The following is a 16,270-nucleotide window of genomic DNA, read 5'->3' as shown; positions in this document are numbered from 1 at the left end:
TGCGCGTGTAGCCAGCGGATCGCCGTCTGCACGTCCTGATACGCCGCCGGCGCGTCGAACCCTCCTCGCCGTCAGCCGTCCTGCAGCCCCGGGGACGGGCCGAGGCCGCGGTCGAGGATCGCGAAGAGGTCGGCGTAGGCGCGGTCGAGGTCGATCGCCCCCGGGTCGAGCAGGTGCTGCTGCGCGAGACCGGCGAGCGCGGCCGTGACGAGCGAGACGACGACGCGCGGGTCGACGTCGGCTCGCAGCTCGCCCGCGCGCTGGCCGGCCGCGATCCACGCGGAGGTGTCGTCGCGCATCGCGGCGTAGAGCGCGGCGAAGCGCGGCGCGATCTCCGCGCGGGGGCCGAGCGCCTCGAAGAGGAGCAGGAAGTAGAGGCGCAGGCGCTCGGCGCCCGTCTCGAGGAAGCGGCGGTGCGAGTCGAGGGCCCGCCGGATCGCCTCGCGTCCGCGCGCCTCGCCGACGTCGGCCATGAGCCCTCCGCGGCGCCAGGCGTCGAAGGCGTCCTCGACGACCGCCCAGAGCAGCCCCTCCTTCGACCCGAAGTGCCAGAAGATCGAGCCGCGGCTGATCCCGGCGCGCTCGCCGATGAGAGCGACCGACGCGCCCCCGTAGCCGCGCTCCGCGAAGAGCGCCGCCGCGGCGGCGACGAGCTTCGCGCGGGTGGCGGCGGACCGCTCGTCGTGGGAGGTCGGCGCGTGCTCCGCGGGCATGGCGAGGACGATAGCCGATCTGTATGCTGACCGATCAGCATAGACACCATCGGAGGGAGACCCGCCGTGCCGACGACCTCGAAGGCCGTTCTCATCACCGGATGCTCGACCGGCATCGGCCGGGCGACCGCCACCCACCTCGCGCGGTCGGGTCACACCGTCTACGCGACCGCGCGCCGACCGGAGTCGATCGCCGACCTCGAGGAGGCCGGCTGCCGCACGCTCGCCCTCGACGTCACCGACGAGGGCTCGATGCAGGCGGCGGTCGATCACGTCGTCGCGACGGAGGGCGCCGTCGGCGTCCTCGTCAACAACGCCGGCTACAGCCAGTCGGGCGCGATCGAGACCGTCCCCATGGACGAGGTCCGCCGGCAGTTCGAGACGAACGTCTTCGGCCTCGCCCGCATGTGCCAGCTCGTCCTGCCGGGCATGCGCGAGCAGCGCTGGGGCCGCATCGTCAACGTCAGCTCGATGGGGGCGAACTTCACGTTCCCGGGCGGCGGCTACTACCACGCGACGAAGTACGCCGTCGAGGCGATCAGCGACGCTCTCCGCTTCGAGGTGAAGGGCTTCGGCGTCGACGTCGTCATCGTCCAGCCGGGCCTCATCCGCACGTCGTTCGGCGAGACCGCGGTGGGCGGGGTCGACGCGATCGCCGGCGGCGACGGCCCCTACGCCGAGTTCAACGGCGCGGTCGCGCAGGCGACGGCGCAGGTCTACGAGAAGGGCCCGCTCGCCAAGCTCGGCGGCGGCCCCGAGACGGTGGCGAAGGCGATCGAGAAGGCGATCACGACGCGCCGGCCGAAGATCCGCATGCGGGTCACGCCGTCGGCGCACCTCCTCGTCGGTCAGCGGGCGCTCATGACCGACGGCATGTGGGACAAGTTCGTCTCGACGCAGTTCCCGCGCCCCGGGAGCGCGTAGACGCCGGGCGTCGAGGCCCGCCCGCCCGCCCGGCGCTCAGCGCGCCGGGCGACCGAGGACGTGGACCGGGCCCGCCTCGCTCACGGGCTCGGGCCCGTCGATGTTCTCGACCTCGTAGCCGGCCTCCGAGAGGGCGGCCTCGACCTCGCGGTTCGTCTCGTGCAGCTCGACGACGACGACCGGTCGCTGCTCGTGGAGGAGGCGGCGCATCCCTGCGAGCGCCTGCACCTCGGAGCCCTCGATGTCCATCTTCACGAGGCTCGGCGCGACGCCGCCCGGCCAGTCGACGTCGTCGAGCGCGATGACCTCGACGTCGACGGAGCCCCGTGTCTGCGGGTGCGTCCCGCGCTCGCGGAGGTGCGACCAGCTCCGCTCGCCGACGAGGAGGAACTCGGCGCGGCCCGACTGCGCGCCGACCGCCGCCTCGTGGACCGTCACGTTCGTGAACGCGTTGAGCGCGACGTTGCGGCGCACCGACTCCGCGTCCGGCGGCGAGGGCTCGAAGGCGTGCACGTGGCCGCTCGGGCCGACGAGGCGCGCGAGCAGAAGCGTGAAGAACCCGAGGTTCGCGCCGACGTCGCAGACGACCGAGCCCGGGCGCACCGAGCGCCGCAGCGCCTCCTGGACGCTCGGCTCCAGCTCGCCGCGGACGAGCCCGTGGGCCTGGACGTGGCGCACGCCGAACGCGCGGCCGTCGAGGCGCAGGCCGCGGCCGAGGCCGCTTCGCACGACGACCGGGCCGCCGCCGAGCGCCCGCTCGACGGCGCCGAGCGCGGCGCCGCCGGCCGACGTCCCGCCGAGCCGCGCGACCCGCTCGTGCGGGAGCCGGGTGTAGCCGCGGTAGGCGGCCGAGCGCAGGCGGGCGGCGATCTCGTCGGGCACGCCGGGATCCTCGCACGGCCCGCCGCAGCCCCGGCGCCCCGTCACCCGAGGCGCTCGGGGAGCACCCCCTCGACCGCGAGGAGCCGCTCCTTGCGCTCCGTCCCGCCGGTGTAGCCGCCGAGGCGCCCGCCGGCGGCGAGCACCCGGTGGCACGGGACGACGATCGGGAACGGGTTGCCGCCGAGGGCTCCGCCCGCGGCCCTCGCCCCGCCGGGCGCTCCCGCGCGTGCGGCGATCTCGCCGTAGGTGGCCGTCCCGCCGAACGGGATGTCCGCGGTCGCGGCGAGCACGCGCCGCCCGAAGTCCCCGACGAGCGACCAGTCGAGCGCGAGGTCGAACGTCGTGCGGCGGCCCTCGAAGTACTCCTCGAGGGCGCGGCGGACGTCGTCGAGGCGGCCCGGCGCTTCGAGGACGCGAGGCGAGACGCGGGCGGCGAGGTCGTCGAGGACGGCGTCGCGGCCGCCGGGGAGGTCGGAGTAGGCGAGGCGCACGAGCCCGCGGGCGGTCCGGGCCGCGACGAGCTCGCCGACCGGGGAGTCGACGAGCGCGTAGGTGACGTCGGCTCGGTCGGCGGCGAGACCCGCGAAGCGGGCGAGCGCCGCCGCGAGCGCAGCGGGGTCGTCCGGCGGGGCGGCGAGTCCGGCGGGCACGGCGTCAGGGTCGTCGGCGGTGGTCATCGCGTCTCCTCCTCGATCTCTCGGCGCAGCGTCGCGAGGCCTTCGTGCAGCGAGCGGCGTGCGGCCGCCTCGCTGCAGTCGAGCGCCTCCGCGATCGCGGCGTGTTGCAGGTCGCCCGCGACGCGCAGCAGCACGGCGGCTCGCTGCTTCGGCGGCAGGCAGCCGACGCGCGCCCAGAGCTCGTCGTCGCGATCGGCGATCGTCGGCTGCGCGGGCGCCGCGCTCTCCGGCACGGCGTCCCCGGCGGCGACCGGGCGCCGCGCGCGGGCGCGGTGGTGGTCGAGCGCCTTGCGGTGGGCGATCGTGAGGAGCCACGCCCGCTCGTTCGAGCCGGGACGCAGACGGGGGTAGGCCCGCAGCGCCGCGATGAGCGTCTCCTGCAGGCAGTCGTCGGCCTCATCGCGGCCGACCGCCGCCACGAGGAACCGCCGCGCGACGGCGGCGTGCTCCTCGAGGAAGCGCTGGAACGGCGGGGGGCTCACACCAGTGCAACGACGCCGAGGCGCCGGATGTGAGAACGCCGGCCCGCCGTCACGACGTCAGTCGTCGTCGTGGACGTGGAATCCCTCCCCGGTCGGAGCGCCGAGCCGGCCCTCGAGGACGAGGCGGCGGAGCAGCGGCGCGGGGCGGTAGCGCTCCTCGCCGGTCTCGGCGTGGAGGCCGGCGATCACGCCGAAGACGTGGTCGAGACCGATGAGGTCGCCCCACGCCGCCGGCCCGCGCGGGTGGTTGAGCGCGAGGACCATCCCGTCGTCGAGCGCCGCCGGGTCGTCGGTGACGCCCTCGCCGAGCGAGAACGACGCCTCGTTGACGAGCTGGCAGACGATGCGTCCGAGGACGCCGCCGACGGCGTCGCCGACCCACTCGGTGTGGAGCCCGAGCGACGTGAAGAACGTCTGCGCCGCGTCGGCGACGGGATCGGCCGTGTCACGCCCGCGCGTGAGCTCGACGAGCCCGGGTGCGCGGGCGTCGCCGAGCGGCGGGAGGGCGTGGAAGCCGACGGCGTTGCCGCCCTCGTCGGCGCTCACGAGCGACGTGCCCGCGAGGAGGATCGCTCGCGGGGCGCCCTGCAGCACCTCGTCCTCGGGGTCGGCGGCGCAGTCGAGGCAGAGGAACGGCACCTCGTCGCTCGCGCCCGGCTCGGCGACCCGCCAGCCCGCGGCGGTGGCGCGCTCCCGCAGGATGTCGGCGATGACGAGGTCGCCGGCGACGACGACGAGGCGGTCGTCGCCTCCGCCGGCCTCGGGCGCGGGCGGATCCTCGGGACGGTGCGGGCCGTCGGTGTAGACGTACCAGCCGCGCCCCGTCTTCCGGCCGAGATGGCCCGCGGCGACCGTCCGCGCGTGGAGCGGGAACGGCCGCCATCGCGGCTCGCCGAAGCTCAGCTCGTCGAAGGACTTCTGGACCGCGAGCCCGACGTCGACGCCGACGAGGTCGGAGAGCTCGAACGGGCCCATGCGGAAGCCGCCGCCGAGGCGGCAGATCCGGTCGACGGTCGCGACGTCGGCGACGCCCTCGGTGACGAGCTTGAGCGCCTCGCAGAGGAACGGCCGGTTCGTGCGGTTGACGAGGAAGCCCGGGACGTCGGCGGCGTCGACGACCCGCTTGCCGAGCGCCTCGCCGGCGCGCCGCGCGACGTCGAGCGCCTGCTCGGAGGACTCGACGCCCGCGATGACCTCGACGAGCTTCATGACCGGCGGCGGGTTGAAGAAGTGCATCCCGACGACGTTCGCCGGGGTCGCCGCCGCCGGTGCGATCGCGGTGATCGGGATCGACGAGGTGTTCGACGCGAGGACCGCGTCCGGGAGGGCCTCGGAGAGCGCGCGGAAGATCTCGTGCTTGAGGTCGAGGCTCTCGGGCGCGGCCTCGACGACGAGGGGGCAGCCCGCCGCGGCGAGGTCGGAGACCGCCGGCGCCGCGGTGACGCGCTCGACGATCGCGCGCCCCTCGTCCTCGGACATGCGGCCCTTCTCCACCGAGCGCGCGACGCTCTTCTCGATCCGCGCGAGGCCGGCCTCGATCGCCCCGTCGACCGGGTCGTGCAGCACGGCGCGCAGTCCGCTGCGGGCGGCCGCCTCGGCGATGCCCGCGCCCATCGTCCCGGCGCCGACGACGCCGATCGGCTCGACCGCGCTCATGCGGGCACCATGGCGTTGATGCCGGTCTCCGCGCGGCCGATGATGAGCTTCTGGATCTGCGACGTGCCTTCGTACAACGTGGTCACCCTCGAGTCTCGGAAATAGCGTTCGACGGGGTGGTCATCGACGTAGCCGGCGCCCCCGTGCACCTGGATCGCCTCGTTGGCGCACCACACGGCCGCCTCGGTCGCGAAGAGCTTCGCGATCGACGTCTCGGTCGTGTTCGGCCGGCCCATGTCCTTCAGCCAGCCGGCGCGCTGGACGAGCATCCGCGCCGCGTCGGTCTTCACCCGGATCTCGGCGATCATCGCCTGCACGAGCTGGAAGGAGGCGATCGGCCGCCCGAACTGCTCGCGCTCCTTCGCGTAGGAGACGGACTCGTCGAGGCATCCCTGGCAGATGCCGACGCAGCCGGCGGCGACGGAGTAGCGGCCCGAGTCGAGCGCGGTCATCGCGACCTTGAACCCGTCGCCGATCTCGCCGAGGACCGCGTCGGCCGGGACCTCGACGTCGTCGAGCGAGATCGCGGCCGTGTCGGCGGCGTGCATGCCCATCTTCCCGTGGATGGGCGTCGGCTGGAAGCCCGGCTGGTCGGTGTCGACGACGAAGCACGCGAGCCCCTTGTGCCCGAGGCTCGGGTCGGTCTGCGCGAAGACGAGCGCGACCTTCGCGACGTCGCCGTTGCTGATCCACATCTTCGACCCGTTGAGGCGCCAGCCGTCGGCCGTCCGGGTCGCGCGCGTCTTCTGGTTCGCGGCGTCGGAGCCGGTGTCCGGCTCGGTGAGCGCGAAGCAGCCGAGGATCTCGCCGGAGCAGAGCCGGGGGAGGAGGTCGCGCTTCTGCTCCTCGGTCCCGAACTTCACGATGATCGAGCAGACGAGCGAGGTCTGGACGCTGACGACCGTGCGCATCGCGCTGCACGCGCGGCCGACGTGCTCGACGACGAGGCCGTAGGTGACGTAGTCGAGTCCGGCGCCGCCGTACTCGCGCGGGACGATCGCCCCGAGGTAGCCCTGCGCGGCGATCTTCGCGACGAGGTCGGTGTCGAAGTGCTCGTTGCGCGAGTTGTCCCGTGCGCGCGGCGCGATCTCGCGGTCCGCGAACTCGCGGGCGGTGTCGCGGACGAGACGCTGCTCGTCCGTGAGGTCGAAGTCCATGGTCTCCTCCGAGTTGGCGCGCGCGACGCTATCGCACCGGATCGCGGCAGAGCCGACGGCCCAGGAGCACCGTCGGGCGACCCGTACACTCGGGGGGTCATGAGCGCGTTCGCGGTCATCATGCTCGGCGGCACCGCGGGCCTCTTCGTGGCGCTGTACCTGCTCGGCCGCGCCTACCCGGGGTCGGGGGCCGACGTCATCGACTGGCAGCCGACGCGCTCGCCCGACGTGGAGGCGCAGAACGAGATCGACGAGCTCGACCAGCTCCTCGAGGTCGCCAACCGCCGTCGCCGCCGCCGCGGTGAGCCGGAGGTCACGGAGGACAGCATGCGTGCGATCGTCGATGCCGAGATGGCCGCCCATGCCCGGCGGCACGAGGACGAGGCCGCCCACGGCCAGGACGAGGAGATGCGACAGGTGCTCGAGGCGAAGAACGCCCGCCGGCGTGCGAAGGGACTCGACGAGATCTCCTTCGAGGACTTCAAGGCGCAGATGACCGGGGAGGACGCATGAGGGTCCTCCTCGTCGGCGCCGGCAGCGAGCGCGGGCTGGCGCTCACCCGCTCCCTCGTCGCCGAGGGGCATGCGGTCCGCGCGGTGACGCGCGACGAGGGCCGCCGCGAGACGCTCGAGGCCGCCGGGGCCGAGTGCTGGATCGGCGATCCCGACGTCGTGGGGACGCTCCGCTACGCGCTCGAGAACGTCACGGTCCTCGTGTGGGCGCTCGGCTCGGCGACGGGCTCGCGCGAGGCCCTCGAGCCGCTCTTCGGCTCCCGCCTGAAGATGATGCTCGAGAAGACGACGGACACGACCGTCCGCGGCGTCGTCTTCGAGGCGACGGGGAGCGTCGACGACGACCTGCTCGAGTCCGGCCGCGACGTCGTGCGCTGGGCGTTCGAGACGAACGAGATCCCCTTCGCATGGGTCGAGCACGACCCCGCCGACACGGAGGGCTGGGTGCGCGCCGCGCGCGCGGCGATCGACTCGCTCCTCGGCGCCGAGCGCGCGGTCCCCTCCCGCTGAGGCGGGACGCGCGGCTCAGCGCGCCACGGGGCTGAGGAGCTCCTCGGGGAGCCGGGCGAGGAGATCGGAGAGGATCCGCGCGGTCGCGCCCCACACGAGCTGCTCGCCGACGACGAAGACGTCCGTGCGGAAGGGGACGCCCCGGCGGATGAGACGTCGCCGGTCGCGGCCGTCGCGGAGGTCGCGCAGGCCGAGCTCGAGGATCTCGGCGACCTCGCCGTGCGACGGCACCCACTCGTGGCCGGGCTCGATGATCCCGACGAACGGATAGACCGCGTAGTTCGTCGCGATCGTCGGCGTCGGCTGGAGGGCGCCGACGACCCGCACCGCGTCGGCGGGCAGCCCGATCTCCTCGTGGCTCTCGCGCAGGGCGGTGTGGAGGAGGGTCGGGTCCTCGTCGTCGCGGCGGCCGCCGGGGAAGCTGATCTCGCCCGCATGCCGGCGCATGTCGGAGCGGCGCCGGGTGAAGACGGCGTGGAGCGCGCCGTCCTCGACGTACAGCGGCACGAGGACGGCGGCGCGCGTGCGCCCGTGGACCTCGAGCCCCGCCGCCTCGGCGGGATCGAGGAGGATCGGCTCGAGCGTCCGCCCGAGCGACTCAGCCGGCGAGGGAGACGCGCTCGACACGCTCGTCGAACATGACCTCGCCGTCGAGGATCCGGTGCACGGGGCACTTCGCGGCGATGACCTTGAGACGCTCGACCTGCTCGTCGTCGAGGTGCGACGGGATCCTGAGGACGAGCTCGAACTTCGTCGGGCATCCGCGGTCCGCGGGCGTGTACTCGCAGGTCACGGCGAGGTCCTTCACGTCCCAGCCCTTGCGCTGCGCGTACATCTCCATCGTGATCGCGGTGCACGAGGCGAGGCTGGCGGCGAGCAGCTCCTGGGGGGTCGGCCCCGTGTCGTCGCCGCCGAGGTCCGCGGGCTCGTCGACGGTGAGCGCATGGTCGCGGATGGCGATCGTCTGTCGGAACGCGCCCGAGCGGGAAGAGGTGGCCTTCATGGACGTGATGCTACGCCTGTGACCAGTCGGGCTCCGACGTGACGGCATCGGCGACGTCAGCGCCCGCGGATCCGGCGTCCGAAGACGTGGACGTACGTGGCGCCTTCGCCCTCGCCGCTCTCCGGCGTCCCGATGACGACGCCGACGCCGAGCTCGCGGAAGCGCTTGGTGAGGATGTTGCGGCGGTGGCCGTCGGAGTCCATCCAGGACTCGACGATCTCGAGCGGGGTCGCGCGGGTGCCGGTGCCCCAGGCGAGGTTCTCGCCGAGGTACCAGCGGCGGATGCGGCTCGAGCGCAGGTACGAGGTGCGCTTCACGCGCGAGGTGAGCGTGCTGCCCTCGGGGGAGACGTGGTCGAAGAAGTGCTCGTCGACCATCTCGTCGGCGTAGCGGGCCGCGGCCTTCCGCAGCGTGCTGTGGGCCTTCACCTTCTTGCGGTCGCGCTTCGTGCGCTCCTTGTTGACGAGGCACACGGTCGCGCGGCGGATGTGCCGGAGGTTGTCGTGCGTCGGTCGCAGGAGCGCGTTGCGGCAGCCGCGGCGCGTGAGGTCCGGGTCTCCGGGCTCCTGGGTCTCGCCGGCGCCGGGACCCTCGGTCGGGCAGTCGCCGATCGACAGGTCGCCGGCCTCGAGGCAGACCCCCGGGAGCGGGAGAGGGAGCGTCGCCGCCGGGGCGGGCGCGGCGCCCGCGAGGAGCGCTGCGACGGAGAGCGGAAGGGCGAGGAGCGTGCGGTGGGGAGTGCGCATACACCCCTGCCGTCGGCACGATCTTCGCGTGTCTGCGACGGTCCCGGGGCGTGAGCGGACGGACGTCGTAGAGAGGACCCCCGCCGCTCCGACTCGCGCCGGAGCGGCTGCGGTGGCACCATGCGGACGGCATCGGGGCGTAGCGCAGCCTGGTTAGCGCGCCGCGTTTGGGACGCGGAGGTCGCCGGTTCGAATCCGGCCGCCCCGATTCGCGCCGGCTCCCGGTGCGCTTCTGCCCCCGTAGCTCAGCTGGAGAGAGCAGCCGACTTCTAATCGGCAGGTCGTTGGTTCGAGTCCAACCGGGGGTGCTGTCCCGGCGGCGTCGCGACGTCGACCCCGCGCCCGTGCAGCGCCGCGACCGTCGCGGCGGCGAGGCTGACGCCGGCGAGGACGAGCGCGACCGCGTCGAGGCCGACGAGCGTCCCCACGACCCCCGCGACGGGATAGGTGAGGAGCCAGCACGCGTGCGAGAGGGCGAACTGCGCGGCGAAGACCTGGTCGCGGTCCACGTCGGTCGAGGAGCGGGTGAGGATGCGGCCGATCGGGGTCTGGACCGCCGAGAGACCCGCTCCGACGACGAGCCACGCGCCGAGGAGGCCCGCGTAGCCGGGGAGGACCGTGACGGCGAGGAGTCCGGCGCCGATCGCGCAGGCGCCGGGGAGCATGACCGCGCGCTCCCCACGCCGGTCGACGAGGGCCGGGAGCAGGGCGGCGGTGAGGATGGACCCCGCCCCCGCGACGGCGAAGGCGACGGCGACCTCGGACTGGCCGAGCTCGAGGTCCTCGCGGACGAGGACGACCGTGTTGACGATGACCATCGCGCTGCCCGCCGCCGCCGCGAGGTCGAACGCGAGGACGACGCGCAGCGCGCGCGTCCGCGCGAAGCGCCGCGCGCCGGCCGTGGTGGCCGCCCAGGTCCGCCCGCCGGGCGGCCGCGCGCGCCCGCGGGGCAGGGTGACCGAGGAGATGAGGCTCGCGGAGACGAGGAACGCCGCGGCGTTGAGGACGAACAGGGGCTCGAAGTCCATGACGAGCAGCAGCCCGGCGGCGACCGCGGGCGCGAGCAGATCGGCGAGGTCGTACGCGACGCGGGAGAGGGAGAGGGCGCGGGTGTAGCGGCGCTCGTCGGCGAGGACGAGCGGCACGGTGGCGTGGAAGGCGGGCGTGAAGCCGGCCGCGCACGCGTTGACGACGAAGACGAGCGCGAGCGCTTGCCAGACCTCGTCGACGAACGGCATCGCGACGAGGACGCCGGCGCGCACGAGGTCGAGGGCGATGAGCATGCGCCGGCGATCGAAGCGGGGGGCGATCGCGGCGAACACGGGGGAGACGCCGACGTAGGCGACCATCTTGAGGGCGAGAGCGGCGCCGAGCACGGCGCCGGCGTCGGCGCCCGCGAGGTCGTAGGCGAGGAGGCTGAGCGCGACGGTGGTGAGGCCGGTGCCCGCGAGGGCGACGACCTGCGCGGCGTAGAGCCGCCGGTACACCGGGTCGCCGAGCGGCCCCGCCGGCGGCGGCTCGCGGCGCGCGGCGCGCCAGCGCAGGAGATGGCGGTGCGGCCCGCGGTGGGCGTGCGCGTGCCGGCGACGGCCGTGCCAGTGGGAGAGGCGGTCGGTGTCGTCGTCGGTCGTCACGGGAGAGCGGGGCGCTCCCGGCGATCATCGCGCGTCGGGTCCGCGTCCCGCGCGCCGTCCGCTCGAGCCCGGACGCGCCCGCGTCGACCTCTCCCCGCCGTCGCGTCAGGCGAGGAGGGACACGAGGATGGCGAGCAGGATCCCGATGAAGCAGACGGCGGCGATGCCGCCGAGGATGCGGAGCGCCCAGATGTCGTACTTGGTGACCGCGGGCGAGCGCTCGGGGCCCCGGAGGAGGTCGTCGGCGGCCGCGCGGACGGCGGGGATGCGCCGCACGCCGAGGGGAGTGGCGTCGTCGCCGTCATCGGCCGCGCGGTCCCCCTCGTCGTCGCTCTCCGGGGTCGGGTCGCTCGCGGGCGCGTCGTGCTGGGCGGCCGCGGATTCCAGTGACCGCAGGCGTCGCTCGGCCGACTCGCGGGCGAGCACCGCCTCGTTGAGGAGCCCGCGGAGACGGTCGCGCTCCGCGTCAGCCTCGTCACTGCGGCGCTGGGCACGCTCCGCCTGCTCCTGCGCGGCGCTCCGCTCGCCCTCGGCGGCGCGGAGCGCCCGGCTCGCGTCGTCGCGCGCCGTCTCGGCCTCGGCGAGGCGCGAGCGCATGCCCTCCTCGCGTCGCTCGGCGGCGAGCCGGCCCTCCCGCTCGCGGGCGAGCACCGACTCGGCCTCCTCGCGGGCCGTCCTCTCGGTCTCCGCGACGGTCTCCATGCGCTGCCGCGTGCGGAGCGCGGCCTCGCGGTCGCGCTCCGCCTCCGCGAGGCGCGCGAGCGCATGGTCGCGCTCGCGCCCGGCGGCCGTGCGCGCCCTGCGGGCGTCCGTGCCCTGGTCCACGTGTTCGGCGGCGCCGGAGGCCTTGCCCCCACCGAGCGGGACGGTGACGTCGGGCGCCACCGAGAGCTCGAGGTCGGACGGGTCGGGGTCGTCGCCCTGCCAGGGGAAGGCGGCGCGCCACGGCACGTTCCCGGCATCCCACGGCTTGTCGTCGAGAAGGGCGAGCGTCGCCTCGCCCCCGCGGAGGAGGCTCGGGCGGACGAACCGCCGTCCGCGCACGCCGGACCATCGCCCGCTGATGACGAGACGGTCCTCGTCGCGGGCGATGTCGTCGAGCTCGAACCCGACGTCGTCGGTGCTCACGAGCCGCTCTTGGTGCTCCCTCGCGATCGGGTCGACCTGCTGCTCCCGCCGCTCCGCGAGGAGCTCGAGGCGGACTTCCGCGACGAGCTGCCGGTCGACCGCGAGCTGCCGGTCGACCGCGACGACGCGCTCGAGCGGCGTGTCGAGGACGTCGACTTCTTCGCCGAGCCGCTGCGCGACGAGGCGCTGCTGCTGCTCGAGGACCGCCGGCTCGAGGTGCTGCGGCGGCGCGTGGACGCGCCGTTCGCGGCCCGCCGCTCGGCGGCCGGCACCTCCTCCTTGACGACCTGCTTGACGAGCGCGGTGATCTCCCGCTCGAGGAGGCGCTGCATCTTCTCCTCGTCCTTGCGGTGCGCCTTCGCGAGCTTCACCGTCTCCTTGTCGCCGAGCGCCTCGGCGAGCGTCTCGATCGCCGCGTAGTGGGCGATCTCCTCGGCCTCGTTCCAGTAGCCGTCGCGGGCGTGGCGAAGGTCCGAGTCGGCGTCGCTCGTCCCGCGGATCGCCTGCATCGGTCCCTTCGCGGCGGCGACGGCCTTGTTGGCCGCGCTTGTCGCCTTCGCCGCCGCCTCCGTGGCGATGTCGGGGCCGGGGATGTGGAGCGCGGCCTCGGCCTTGCCGCCGAGCGCCTTGATGCGCTTCTCGAGCGCCTTCGCCTGGCTCTTGGTCACCTTGAGGTGCTCCTGGAGCCCCTTCTTCAGCTGGGCGCGCTTCGCGTTGGAGATCTGCGCCTTGAGCGCCGTCTCGAGCTGCTTCTCCTTGCCGTAGACCTCGTTGAGGTACTTCACGAGGACGGCGTCGCGTGTGGGTGTGCCGGACTCGGCCATGGGAAAGGTGTCTCCTCTTTCGGGTGGACGCTTCGTCACAACGTTCCCATCGCGCGACCATCTACACTCCGACACGGCCCTTGGTGGGCGTAGCTCAGCTGGTAGAGCTCCTGGTTGTGGTCCAGGCGGTCGCGGGTTCGAGTCCCGTCGCTCACCCCTCACGGAAGCCCCGCTGCGGCGGGGTTTCCTCGTTCTCGCGGTCGCGAGCCCAGCGCGACGCGCTCGCGCGGGCGCCGTCGACGACCCTCGCGGCGACGTCCGCGACGCGGGAGGCCGATGACGAAAGCAGCTTCGTCGACGGCCGCGAACGCGGGCTCGCCCGTGAGCATCGAGAGCGGTGAGGACCGCTTCGAGGCCGTGTTCAGGTTCACGGTGAGCGCTTGGGCGCACGCCGACGCGGTCGAGCGCGTGCTCGCGCTCATGGGCCGGACGACGGACGCCGCGCCGCCGCCGGCCGCGGACGGGGCGAACTGGGTGACGCCGCGGCGAGACGCGACTTCTGTCGTGGGGCGACGTTGTAGGTCGCATGGGTCGCTCATCCGTCGTCCGCTCGCTCGCGACGCTGCTCGCGTGGGCTGCCGTCGGGCTGGTGCCGACGTCGCCGGCGCAGGCCGCCTTCTCGCCCGTGGTGAGCTCGGAGTTCGGGGGGTTCGCACCGAGCAGGTACGTGCTTCCGGTGATGGACAGCCTGGGCGGCGTGACGGTGTTCAACGAGACCGACCAGACCCAGCGGCTGTATCGCCTCACGGCGCTGGTCGACGGCCGCGAGGTGCGTCTTCCGATCGCGCCGAGCACGGGTCGGCCCTTCGACGTCGACCTCGGGATCGACGAGGACGGCCGCGTCGTCGCGGCGTACAGCCGCTGCGAGAGCCGCGGGCCGTCGAGCCTCGGCATCCGCTCAGCACCGTACGCGCCGCCATATCCGGCGTGGACGACCCATCGCGGGTGCGACCTGTACCGCTACGACTTCGCCGACGGTCGAGAGCGGCGGATCGAGGGGGCGAGCACCGATCAGGCCTCGGAGGTGCTGCCCTCGGTCTGGCGCGACGAGGTCGCCTTCGCCCGCGTCTACGAGCGCCGCGACGGCGATCGCGGCGTGTACCCGTATCTCTATGTGCGGCGGATCGGGGAGGGGACGACGTCGCGTCGTCAGCCCGGCGGCGCGCGGGGCGTCTCGGGCCTCCCGGGACCGATGCGGCTCGACCTCTACGGGCGCCGTCTCGCGTTCGTGTGGAACCGCGCGACGCAGCTCCCGGACGGAGCGCGCAACCCGGCGGGCGTCACGGAAGTCCGCCTCGACACCGTCGGCGGGAGCCACGAGGTCGTCGACCGGCTCGCGTGGAAGGGGCAGGGCAGCTACATCACGTTCCTGTCGCCGCGGATGTCCAACGGCCGTCTCTTCTACGGGGAGGCGCGCGTGCGGATCCCCTCCGACGGACCGCTGCCCGCGTCCAGTCGCCTGCTGCGCCGTGACATCGCCGGCGGCCCTCCGCAGGCCGCTCCCGGACCCTCCCTCCTCGTCGACACCGCCACGAGCGGCGGCGTCACGTGGGCGGGCGTGCCCGCGGACATCTTCTCGTGGAGCGAAGCGAGCACGATCGTCCGCGACGACGCGGTGCCGTGGACGGACGAGCCCTGAGCCGGACGCGCAGGCAGGTCACTCCAGCCGGTAGATCCCGCACTTGCGGGCCTCGGGGCGCCCGTCGCGGTTCTCGCCGCAGGAGCCGGCGGGGCCCGCCGGGGTCATGAGCGAGAAGGACGGCCCGGTGCGCGTCATCGCGACCTCGACCGGCGCCTGCGGCTCTCCCGAGCTCCCCACCGGGAGCCGCCGCGTCGTGCGGCCTCCCGACCTCGCTTCTCCGATGAGCTGGTCGACCTTGCCCCAGCGCGCCCACCAGACGCGGCCGTCGGACACCGAGGGAGGTGTGATCTGGTTGTAGTCGTCAAGCGGGCTGCCGACGCCGATCGGACGCTGGCTGACGCGCGTGAGTCGCGTCCTCTTGCCGCTGGGGAGGTCGTAGCGGTAGATCGCCTGGCGCGCCGAGCCGTCCCCGCCGGTCCAGGTCCACCGGGCGGCGAGGACGTTCCCTGCGAGCGAGAGCCCGGCGGGGCCTCCGCTCAGCCGGGCGGTGAGCCCTGAACGCGGGGGCGGCGGCGTGCTCACTCCGGCCGGCCCGGGCCGCAGGGCGCGGTCGCGGCCGGTGCGCAGGTCGAGCACGCGCAGCTCGAACCGCGCGCGACCGGTGTCGCCGTAGCTCGTCGGGCTCCACACGTAAGCCAGCCAGCGGCCGTCCAGTGCCGGTGAGAACGCCGACCCTCCCCGCTTCACGGCACCGATCGTCGCGTCGCGGCCGGTGCTCACGTCGATGCCCTTCAGCTCGCACCCGTCGCGGGCGAACCGCGCGCCGCTGAGGACCGGGCCGACGTGACGCGGACTGAACGCGCTACGCGGGCTGAACGGCGTGCGGTCCGCGGGACACACCGAATGGACGACGATCAGTCGCCCGCCGACCCGGCCGAGCGTGAGGTCCCGCGGGCCCATCACCGCCGGCTGCTCGAGCTCGACGTGCCGGCCCGAGACCTCGACGGTCACGTCGAAGTCACCGGCATGCAGGAGCGGATTCGGCGAGTCCGGTGTCGACCACGCCAGCGCGGACCCAGCGCTTGCCATCGACACCGGCAGGATCGACCGCTCGACCGGCGACCACGTTGCCGCAGCTGCCGGGGCGGGAGCGGCCAGCAGCCCCAGGACCGGGAGAAGGGTCGCGAGGCGAGACCGCATGTACGGGAGAACGTCGCGAGGTCGAGGGAGTTGCGGACCGTCTAGCCGACGGCTCGTGGGCGGCGCTCGACGCGGTCGAGGCGCTCGTACAGCCCGAGGACCTCGCCGCGGCGCTCGACGCCGATCCCCGTGCACGCGAGCACTGGGACGCCTTCCCGCCCTCGGTGAAGCGCGGCCACTTGTGGTGGGTCGAGAGCGCGAAGACGCCCGAGACGCGCCGCCGCCGCATCGAGGAGATCGCGTCGAAGGCGGCCGAGAACGTGCGCGCCGACGAGGAGCGACCGCGGAGCTGAGCTGGGCCGGCAGCGGCGAACGGTCGGGCGCTCCACGCCCGTCGATCGTCGAGACGCGCGTCCGCCTTGTCGCGGCAGAGCCCGGGTGAGAGTGTCGGCGGGTAACCGCGACGAAGGGGACGACATGACCGAGCCACGACGAACCCCGTCCGAGTCCGAATGGGCGGACGCCCTCGAACGCGCGTCGGAGCCGAGCGGGCGACGCCCCGCGAGGAGGCTCCGGGGTCGAGGCAGGTACGGCCCCGTGCTCAGCGCGAGTATCGCGATCGCGGTCATCGCGGCGCCGTTCGGGGTCGCGGCGACGGGGGACGTGCTGCGTGAGGGGGTGCGCAACGGCACGACCTCGC

17 protein-coding genes, 3 tRNA genes and 1 pseudogene are annotated in these 16,270 nt (G+C 74.2%); 8 read left to right on the top strand and 13 right to left on the bottom strand.

All coding sequences use genetic code 11. The features are described from left to right. Positions 1–71: 71 nt before the first annotated feature. Positions 72–713 (bottom strand): TetR/AcrR family transcriptional regulator, encoded by a 642-nt coding sequence (locus ACME2J_RS19660; RefSeq protein ID WP_495546642.1) that lies wholly within the window; start codon positions 711–713, stop codon positions 72–74. A 66-nt stretch (positions 714–779) separates the two neighbouring features. On the opposite strand from ACME2J_RS19660, the gene ACME2J_RS19655 reads away from it, so the two are divergent. Continuing rightward, positions 780–1,637, top strand: a complete 858-nt coding sequence (locus tag ACME2J_RS19655) for an oxidoreductase (protein ID WP_495546641.1) — start codon at positions 780–782, stop codon at positions 1,635–1,637. 36 nt (positions 1,638–1,673) lie between these two features. On the opposite strand, the gene ACME2J_RS19650 is transcribed toward ACME2J_RS19655, so the two are convergent. From ACME2J_RS19650 to ACME2J_RS19630, 5 genes are read right to left on the bottom strand one after another with little or no spacing between them, the layout of a single operon-like run. Beyond that, on the bottom strand, positions 1,674–2,519 hold the full coding sequence (locus tag ACME2J_RS19650) for an FkbM family methyltransferase (RefSeq protein ID WP_495546640.1): 846 nt from the start codon (positions 2,517–2,519) through the stop codon (positions 1,674–1,676). Between the two features lie 41 nt (positions 2,520–2,560). Beyond that, positions 2,561–3,196, bottom strand: coding sequence for a methylated-DNA--[protein]-cysteine S-methyltransferase (locus ACME2J_RS19645; protein ID WP_495546639.1), 636 nt, complete (start codon positions 3,194–3,196; stop codon positions 2,561–2,563). After that, the gene (locus ACME2J_RS19640; RefSeq protein ID WP_495546638.1) at positions 3,193–3,678 is read right to left on the bottom strand and encodes an RNA polymerase sigma factor; all 486 of its coding nucleotides are present in this window, start codon (positions 3,676–3,678) and stop codon (positions 3,193–3,195) included. The genes ACME2J_RS19645 and ACME2J_RS19640 overlap by 4 nt, the downstream gene beginning before the upstream one ends. Positions 3,679–3,735: 57 nt before the next feature. Then, positions 3,736–5,334: a 3-hydroxyacyl-CoA dehydrogenase NAD-binding domain-containing protein gene (locus ACME2J_RS19635; RefSeq protein WP_495546637.1), complete on the bottom strand. Its 1,599-nt coding sequence runs from the start codon at positions 5,332–5,334 to the stop codon at positions 3,736–3,738. Then, positions 5,331–6,491 (bottom strand): acyl-CoA dehydrogenase family protein, encoded by a 1,161-nt coding sequence (locus tag ACME2J_RS19630; RefSeq protein WP_495546636.1) that lies wholly within the window; start codon positions 6,489–6,491, stop codon positions 5,331–5,333. The genes ACME2J_RS19635 and ACME2J_RS19630 overlap by 4 nt, the downstream gene beginning before the upstream one ends. A 99-nt stretch (positions 6,492–6,590) precedes the next feature. On the opposite strand from ACME2J_RS19630, the gene ACME2J_RS19625 reads away from it, so the two are divergent. Further along, positions 6,591–7,004 carry a hypothetical protein gene (locus ACME2J_RS19625; protein WP_495546635.1) on the top strand — a complete coding sequence of 138 codons (414 nt, stop codon included), beginning with the start codon at positions 6,591–6,593 and terminating at the stop codon, positions 7,002–7,004. Next, positions 7,001–7,513: an NAD(P)H-binding protein gene (locus tag ACME2J_RS19620; RefSeq protein ID WP_495546634.1), complete on the top strand. Its 513-nt coding sequence runs from the start codon at positions 7,001–7,003 to the stop codon at positions 7,511–7,513. The genes ACME2J_RS19625 and ACME2J_RS19620 overlap by 4 nt, the downstream gene beginning before the upstream one ends. A 15-nt stretch (positions 7,514–7,528) precedes the next feature. Here the strand turns inward: ACME2J_RS19620 and ACME2J_RS19615 are convergent, their stop codons facing one another. From ACME2J_RS19615 to ACME2J_RS19605, 3 genes are read right to left on the bottom strand one after another with little or no spacing between them, the layout of a single operon-like run. After that, on the bottom strand, positions 7,529–8,140 hold the full coding sequence (locus tag ACME2J_RS19615) for an NUDIX hydrolase (protein ID WP_495546633.1): 612 nt from the start codon (positions 8,138–8,140) through the stop codon (positions 7,529–7,531). Next, positions 8,112–8,516 carry an OsmC family protein gene (locus ACME2J_RS19610; protein ID WP_495546632.1) on the bottom strand — a complete coding sequence of 135 codons (405 nt, stop codon included), beginning with the start codon at positions 8,514–8,516 and terminating at the stop codon, positions 8,112–8,114. Before ACME2J_RS19610 ends, ACME2J_RS19615 begins: the two co-directional genes overlap by 29 nt. Before the next feature lie 56 nt (positions 8,517–8,572). Continuing rightward, positions 8,573–9,262, bottom strand: coding sequence for a CAP domain-containing protein (locus ACME2J_RS19605; protein WP_495546631.1), 690 nt, complete (start codon positions 9,260–9,262; stop codon positions 8,573–8,575). A 133-nt stretch (positions 9,263–9,395) separates the two neighbouring features. Here ACME2J_RS19605 and ACME2J_RS19600 point away from each other — a divergent pair. Both ACME2J_RS19600 and ACME2J_RS19595 read left to right on the top strand, forming a co-directional pair. Beyond that, positions 9,396–9,470, top strand: a tRNA-Pro gene (locus ACME2J_RS19600). A 26-nt stretch (positions 9,471–9,496) separates the two neighbouring features. Further along, positions 9,497–9,570: transfer RNA gene (locus ACME2J_RS19595), tRNA-Arg, on the top strand. Here the strand turns inward: ACME2J_RS19595 and ACME2J_RS19590 are convergent. The 3 genes from ACME2J_RS19590 to ACME2J_RS19580 form a co-directional block, all read right to left on the bottom strand. Further along, positions 9,532–10,749 carry an MFS transporter gene (locus ACME2J_RS19590; protein ID WP_495546643.1) on the bottom strand — a complete coding sequence of 406 codons (1,218 nt, stop codon included), beginning with the start codon at positions 10,747–10,749 and terminating at the stop codon, positions 9,532–9,534. The genes ACME2J_RS19595 and ACME2J_RS19590 overlap by 39 nt on opposite strands. A 252-nt stretch (positions 10,750–11,001) precedes the next feature. Beyond that, positions 11,002–12,024: a hypothetical protein gene (locus ACME2J_RS19585; protein WP_495546630.1), complete on the bottom strand. Its 1,023-nt coding sequence runs from the start codon at positions 12,022–12,024 to the stop codon at positions 11,002–11,004. Then, the gene (locus tag ACME2J_RS19580) at positions 12,021–12,848 is read right to left on the bottom strand and encodes a DUF892 family protein (protein ID WP_495546629.1); all 828 of its coding nucleotides are present in this window, start codon (positions 12,846–12,848) and stop codon (positions 12,021–12,023) included. The genes ACME2J_RS19585 and ACME2J_RS19580 overlap by 4 nt, the downstream gene beginning before the upstream one ends. A gap of 83 nt (positions 12,849–12,931) precedes the next feature. Between ACME2J_RS19580 and ACME2J_RS19575 the strand changes: the two genes are divergently transcribed. Both ACME2J_RS19575 and ACME2J_RS19570 read left to right on the top strand, forming a co-directional pair. Then, positions 12,932–13,004: transfer RNA gene (locus ACME2J_RS19575), tRNA-His, on the top strand. Between the two features lie 370 nt (positions 13,005–13,374). Next, on the top strand, positions 13,375–14,487 hold the full coding sequence (locus ACME2J_RS19570; protein ID WP_495546628.1) for a hypothetical protein: 1,113 nt from the start codon (positions 13,375–13,377) through the stop codon (positions 14,485–14,487). An 18-nt stretch (positions 14,488–14,505) separates the two neighbouring features. On the opposite strand, the gene ACME2J_RS19565 is transcribed toward ACME2J_RS19570, so the two are convergent. Continuing rightward, complete coding sequence (locus ACME2J_RS19565; protein WP_495546627.1) at positions 14,506–15,519, bottom strand: hypothetical protein; 1,014 nt, start codon at positions 15,517–15,519, stop codon at positions 14,506–14,508. A gap of 260 nt (positions 15,520–15,779) precedes the next feature. Here ACME2J_RS19565 and ACME2J_RS19560 point away from each other — a divergent pair. Beyond that, a pseudogene (locus ACME2J_RS19560) lies at positions 15,780–15,923 on the top strand (YdeI/OmpD-associated family protein); the annotation flags it as partial. Positions 15,924–16,270: the final 347 nt, after the last annotated feature.

This window comes from Paraconexibacter sp., from assembly GCF_059438195.1.
The sequence above is the reverse complement of the archived record's forward strand: the minus strand, read 5'-3'. Positions and strand labels throughout refer to the sequence as shown.

Excerpts from the sequence above, each read along its gene's own strand:
- ACME2J_RS19660 (WP_495546642.1), bottom strand. The coding sequence starts at position 713 with ATGCCCGCGGAGCACGCGCCGACCTCCCACGACGAGCGGTCCGCCGCC.
- ACME2J_RS19645 (WP_495546639.1), bottom strand. The coding sequence starts at position 3,196 with ATGACCACCGCCGACGACCCTGACGCCGTGCCCGCCGGACTCGCCGCC.
- ACME2J_RS19635 (WP_495546637.1), bottom strand. The coding sequence starts at position 5,334 with ATGAGCGCGGTCGAGCCGATCGGCGTCGTCGGCGCCGGGACGATGGGC.
- ACME2J_RS19630 (WP_495546636.1), bottom strand. The coding sequence starts at position 6,491 with ATGGACTTCGACCTCACGGACGAGCAGCGTCTCGTCCGCGACACCGCC.
- ACME2J_RS19625 (WP_495546635.1), top strand. The coding sequence starts at position 6,591 with ATGAGCGCGTTCGCGGTCATCATGCTCGGCGGCACCGCGGGCCTCTTC.
- ACME2J_RS19620 (WP_495546634.1), top strand. The coding sequence starts at position 7,001 with ATGAGGGTCCTCCTCGTCGGCGCCGGCAGCGAGCGCGGGCTGGCGCTC.
- ACME2J_RS19610 (WP_495546632.1), bottom strand. The coding sequence starts at position 8,516 with ATGAAGGCCACCTCTTCCCGCTCGGGCGCGTTCCGACAGACGATCGCC.
- ACME2J_RS19605 (WP_495546631.1), bottom strand. The coding sequence starts at position 9,262 with ATGCGCACTCCCCACCGCACGCTCCTCGCCCTTCCGCTCTCCGTCGCA.
- ACME2J_RS19580 (WP_495546629.1), bottom strand. The coding sequence starts at position 12,848 with ATGGCCGAGTCCGGCACACCCACACGCGACGCCGTCCTCGTGAAGTAC.
- ACME2J_RS19570 (WP_495546628.1), top strand. The coding sequence starts at position 13,375 with ATGGGTCGCTCATCCGTCGTCCGCTCGCTCGCGACGCTGCTCGCGTGG.
- ACME2J_RS19565 (WP_495546627.1), bottom strand. The coding sequence starts at position 15,519 with ATGGCAAGCGCTGGGTCCGCGCTGGCGTGGTCGACACCGGACTCGCCG.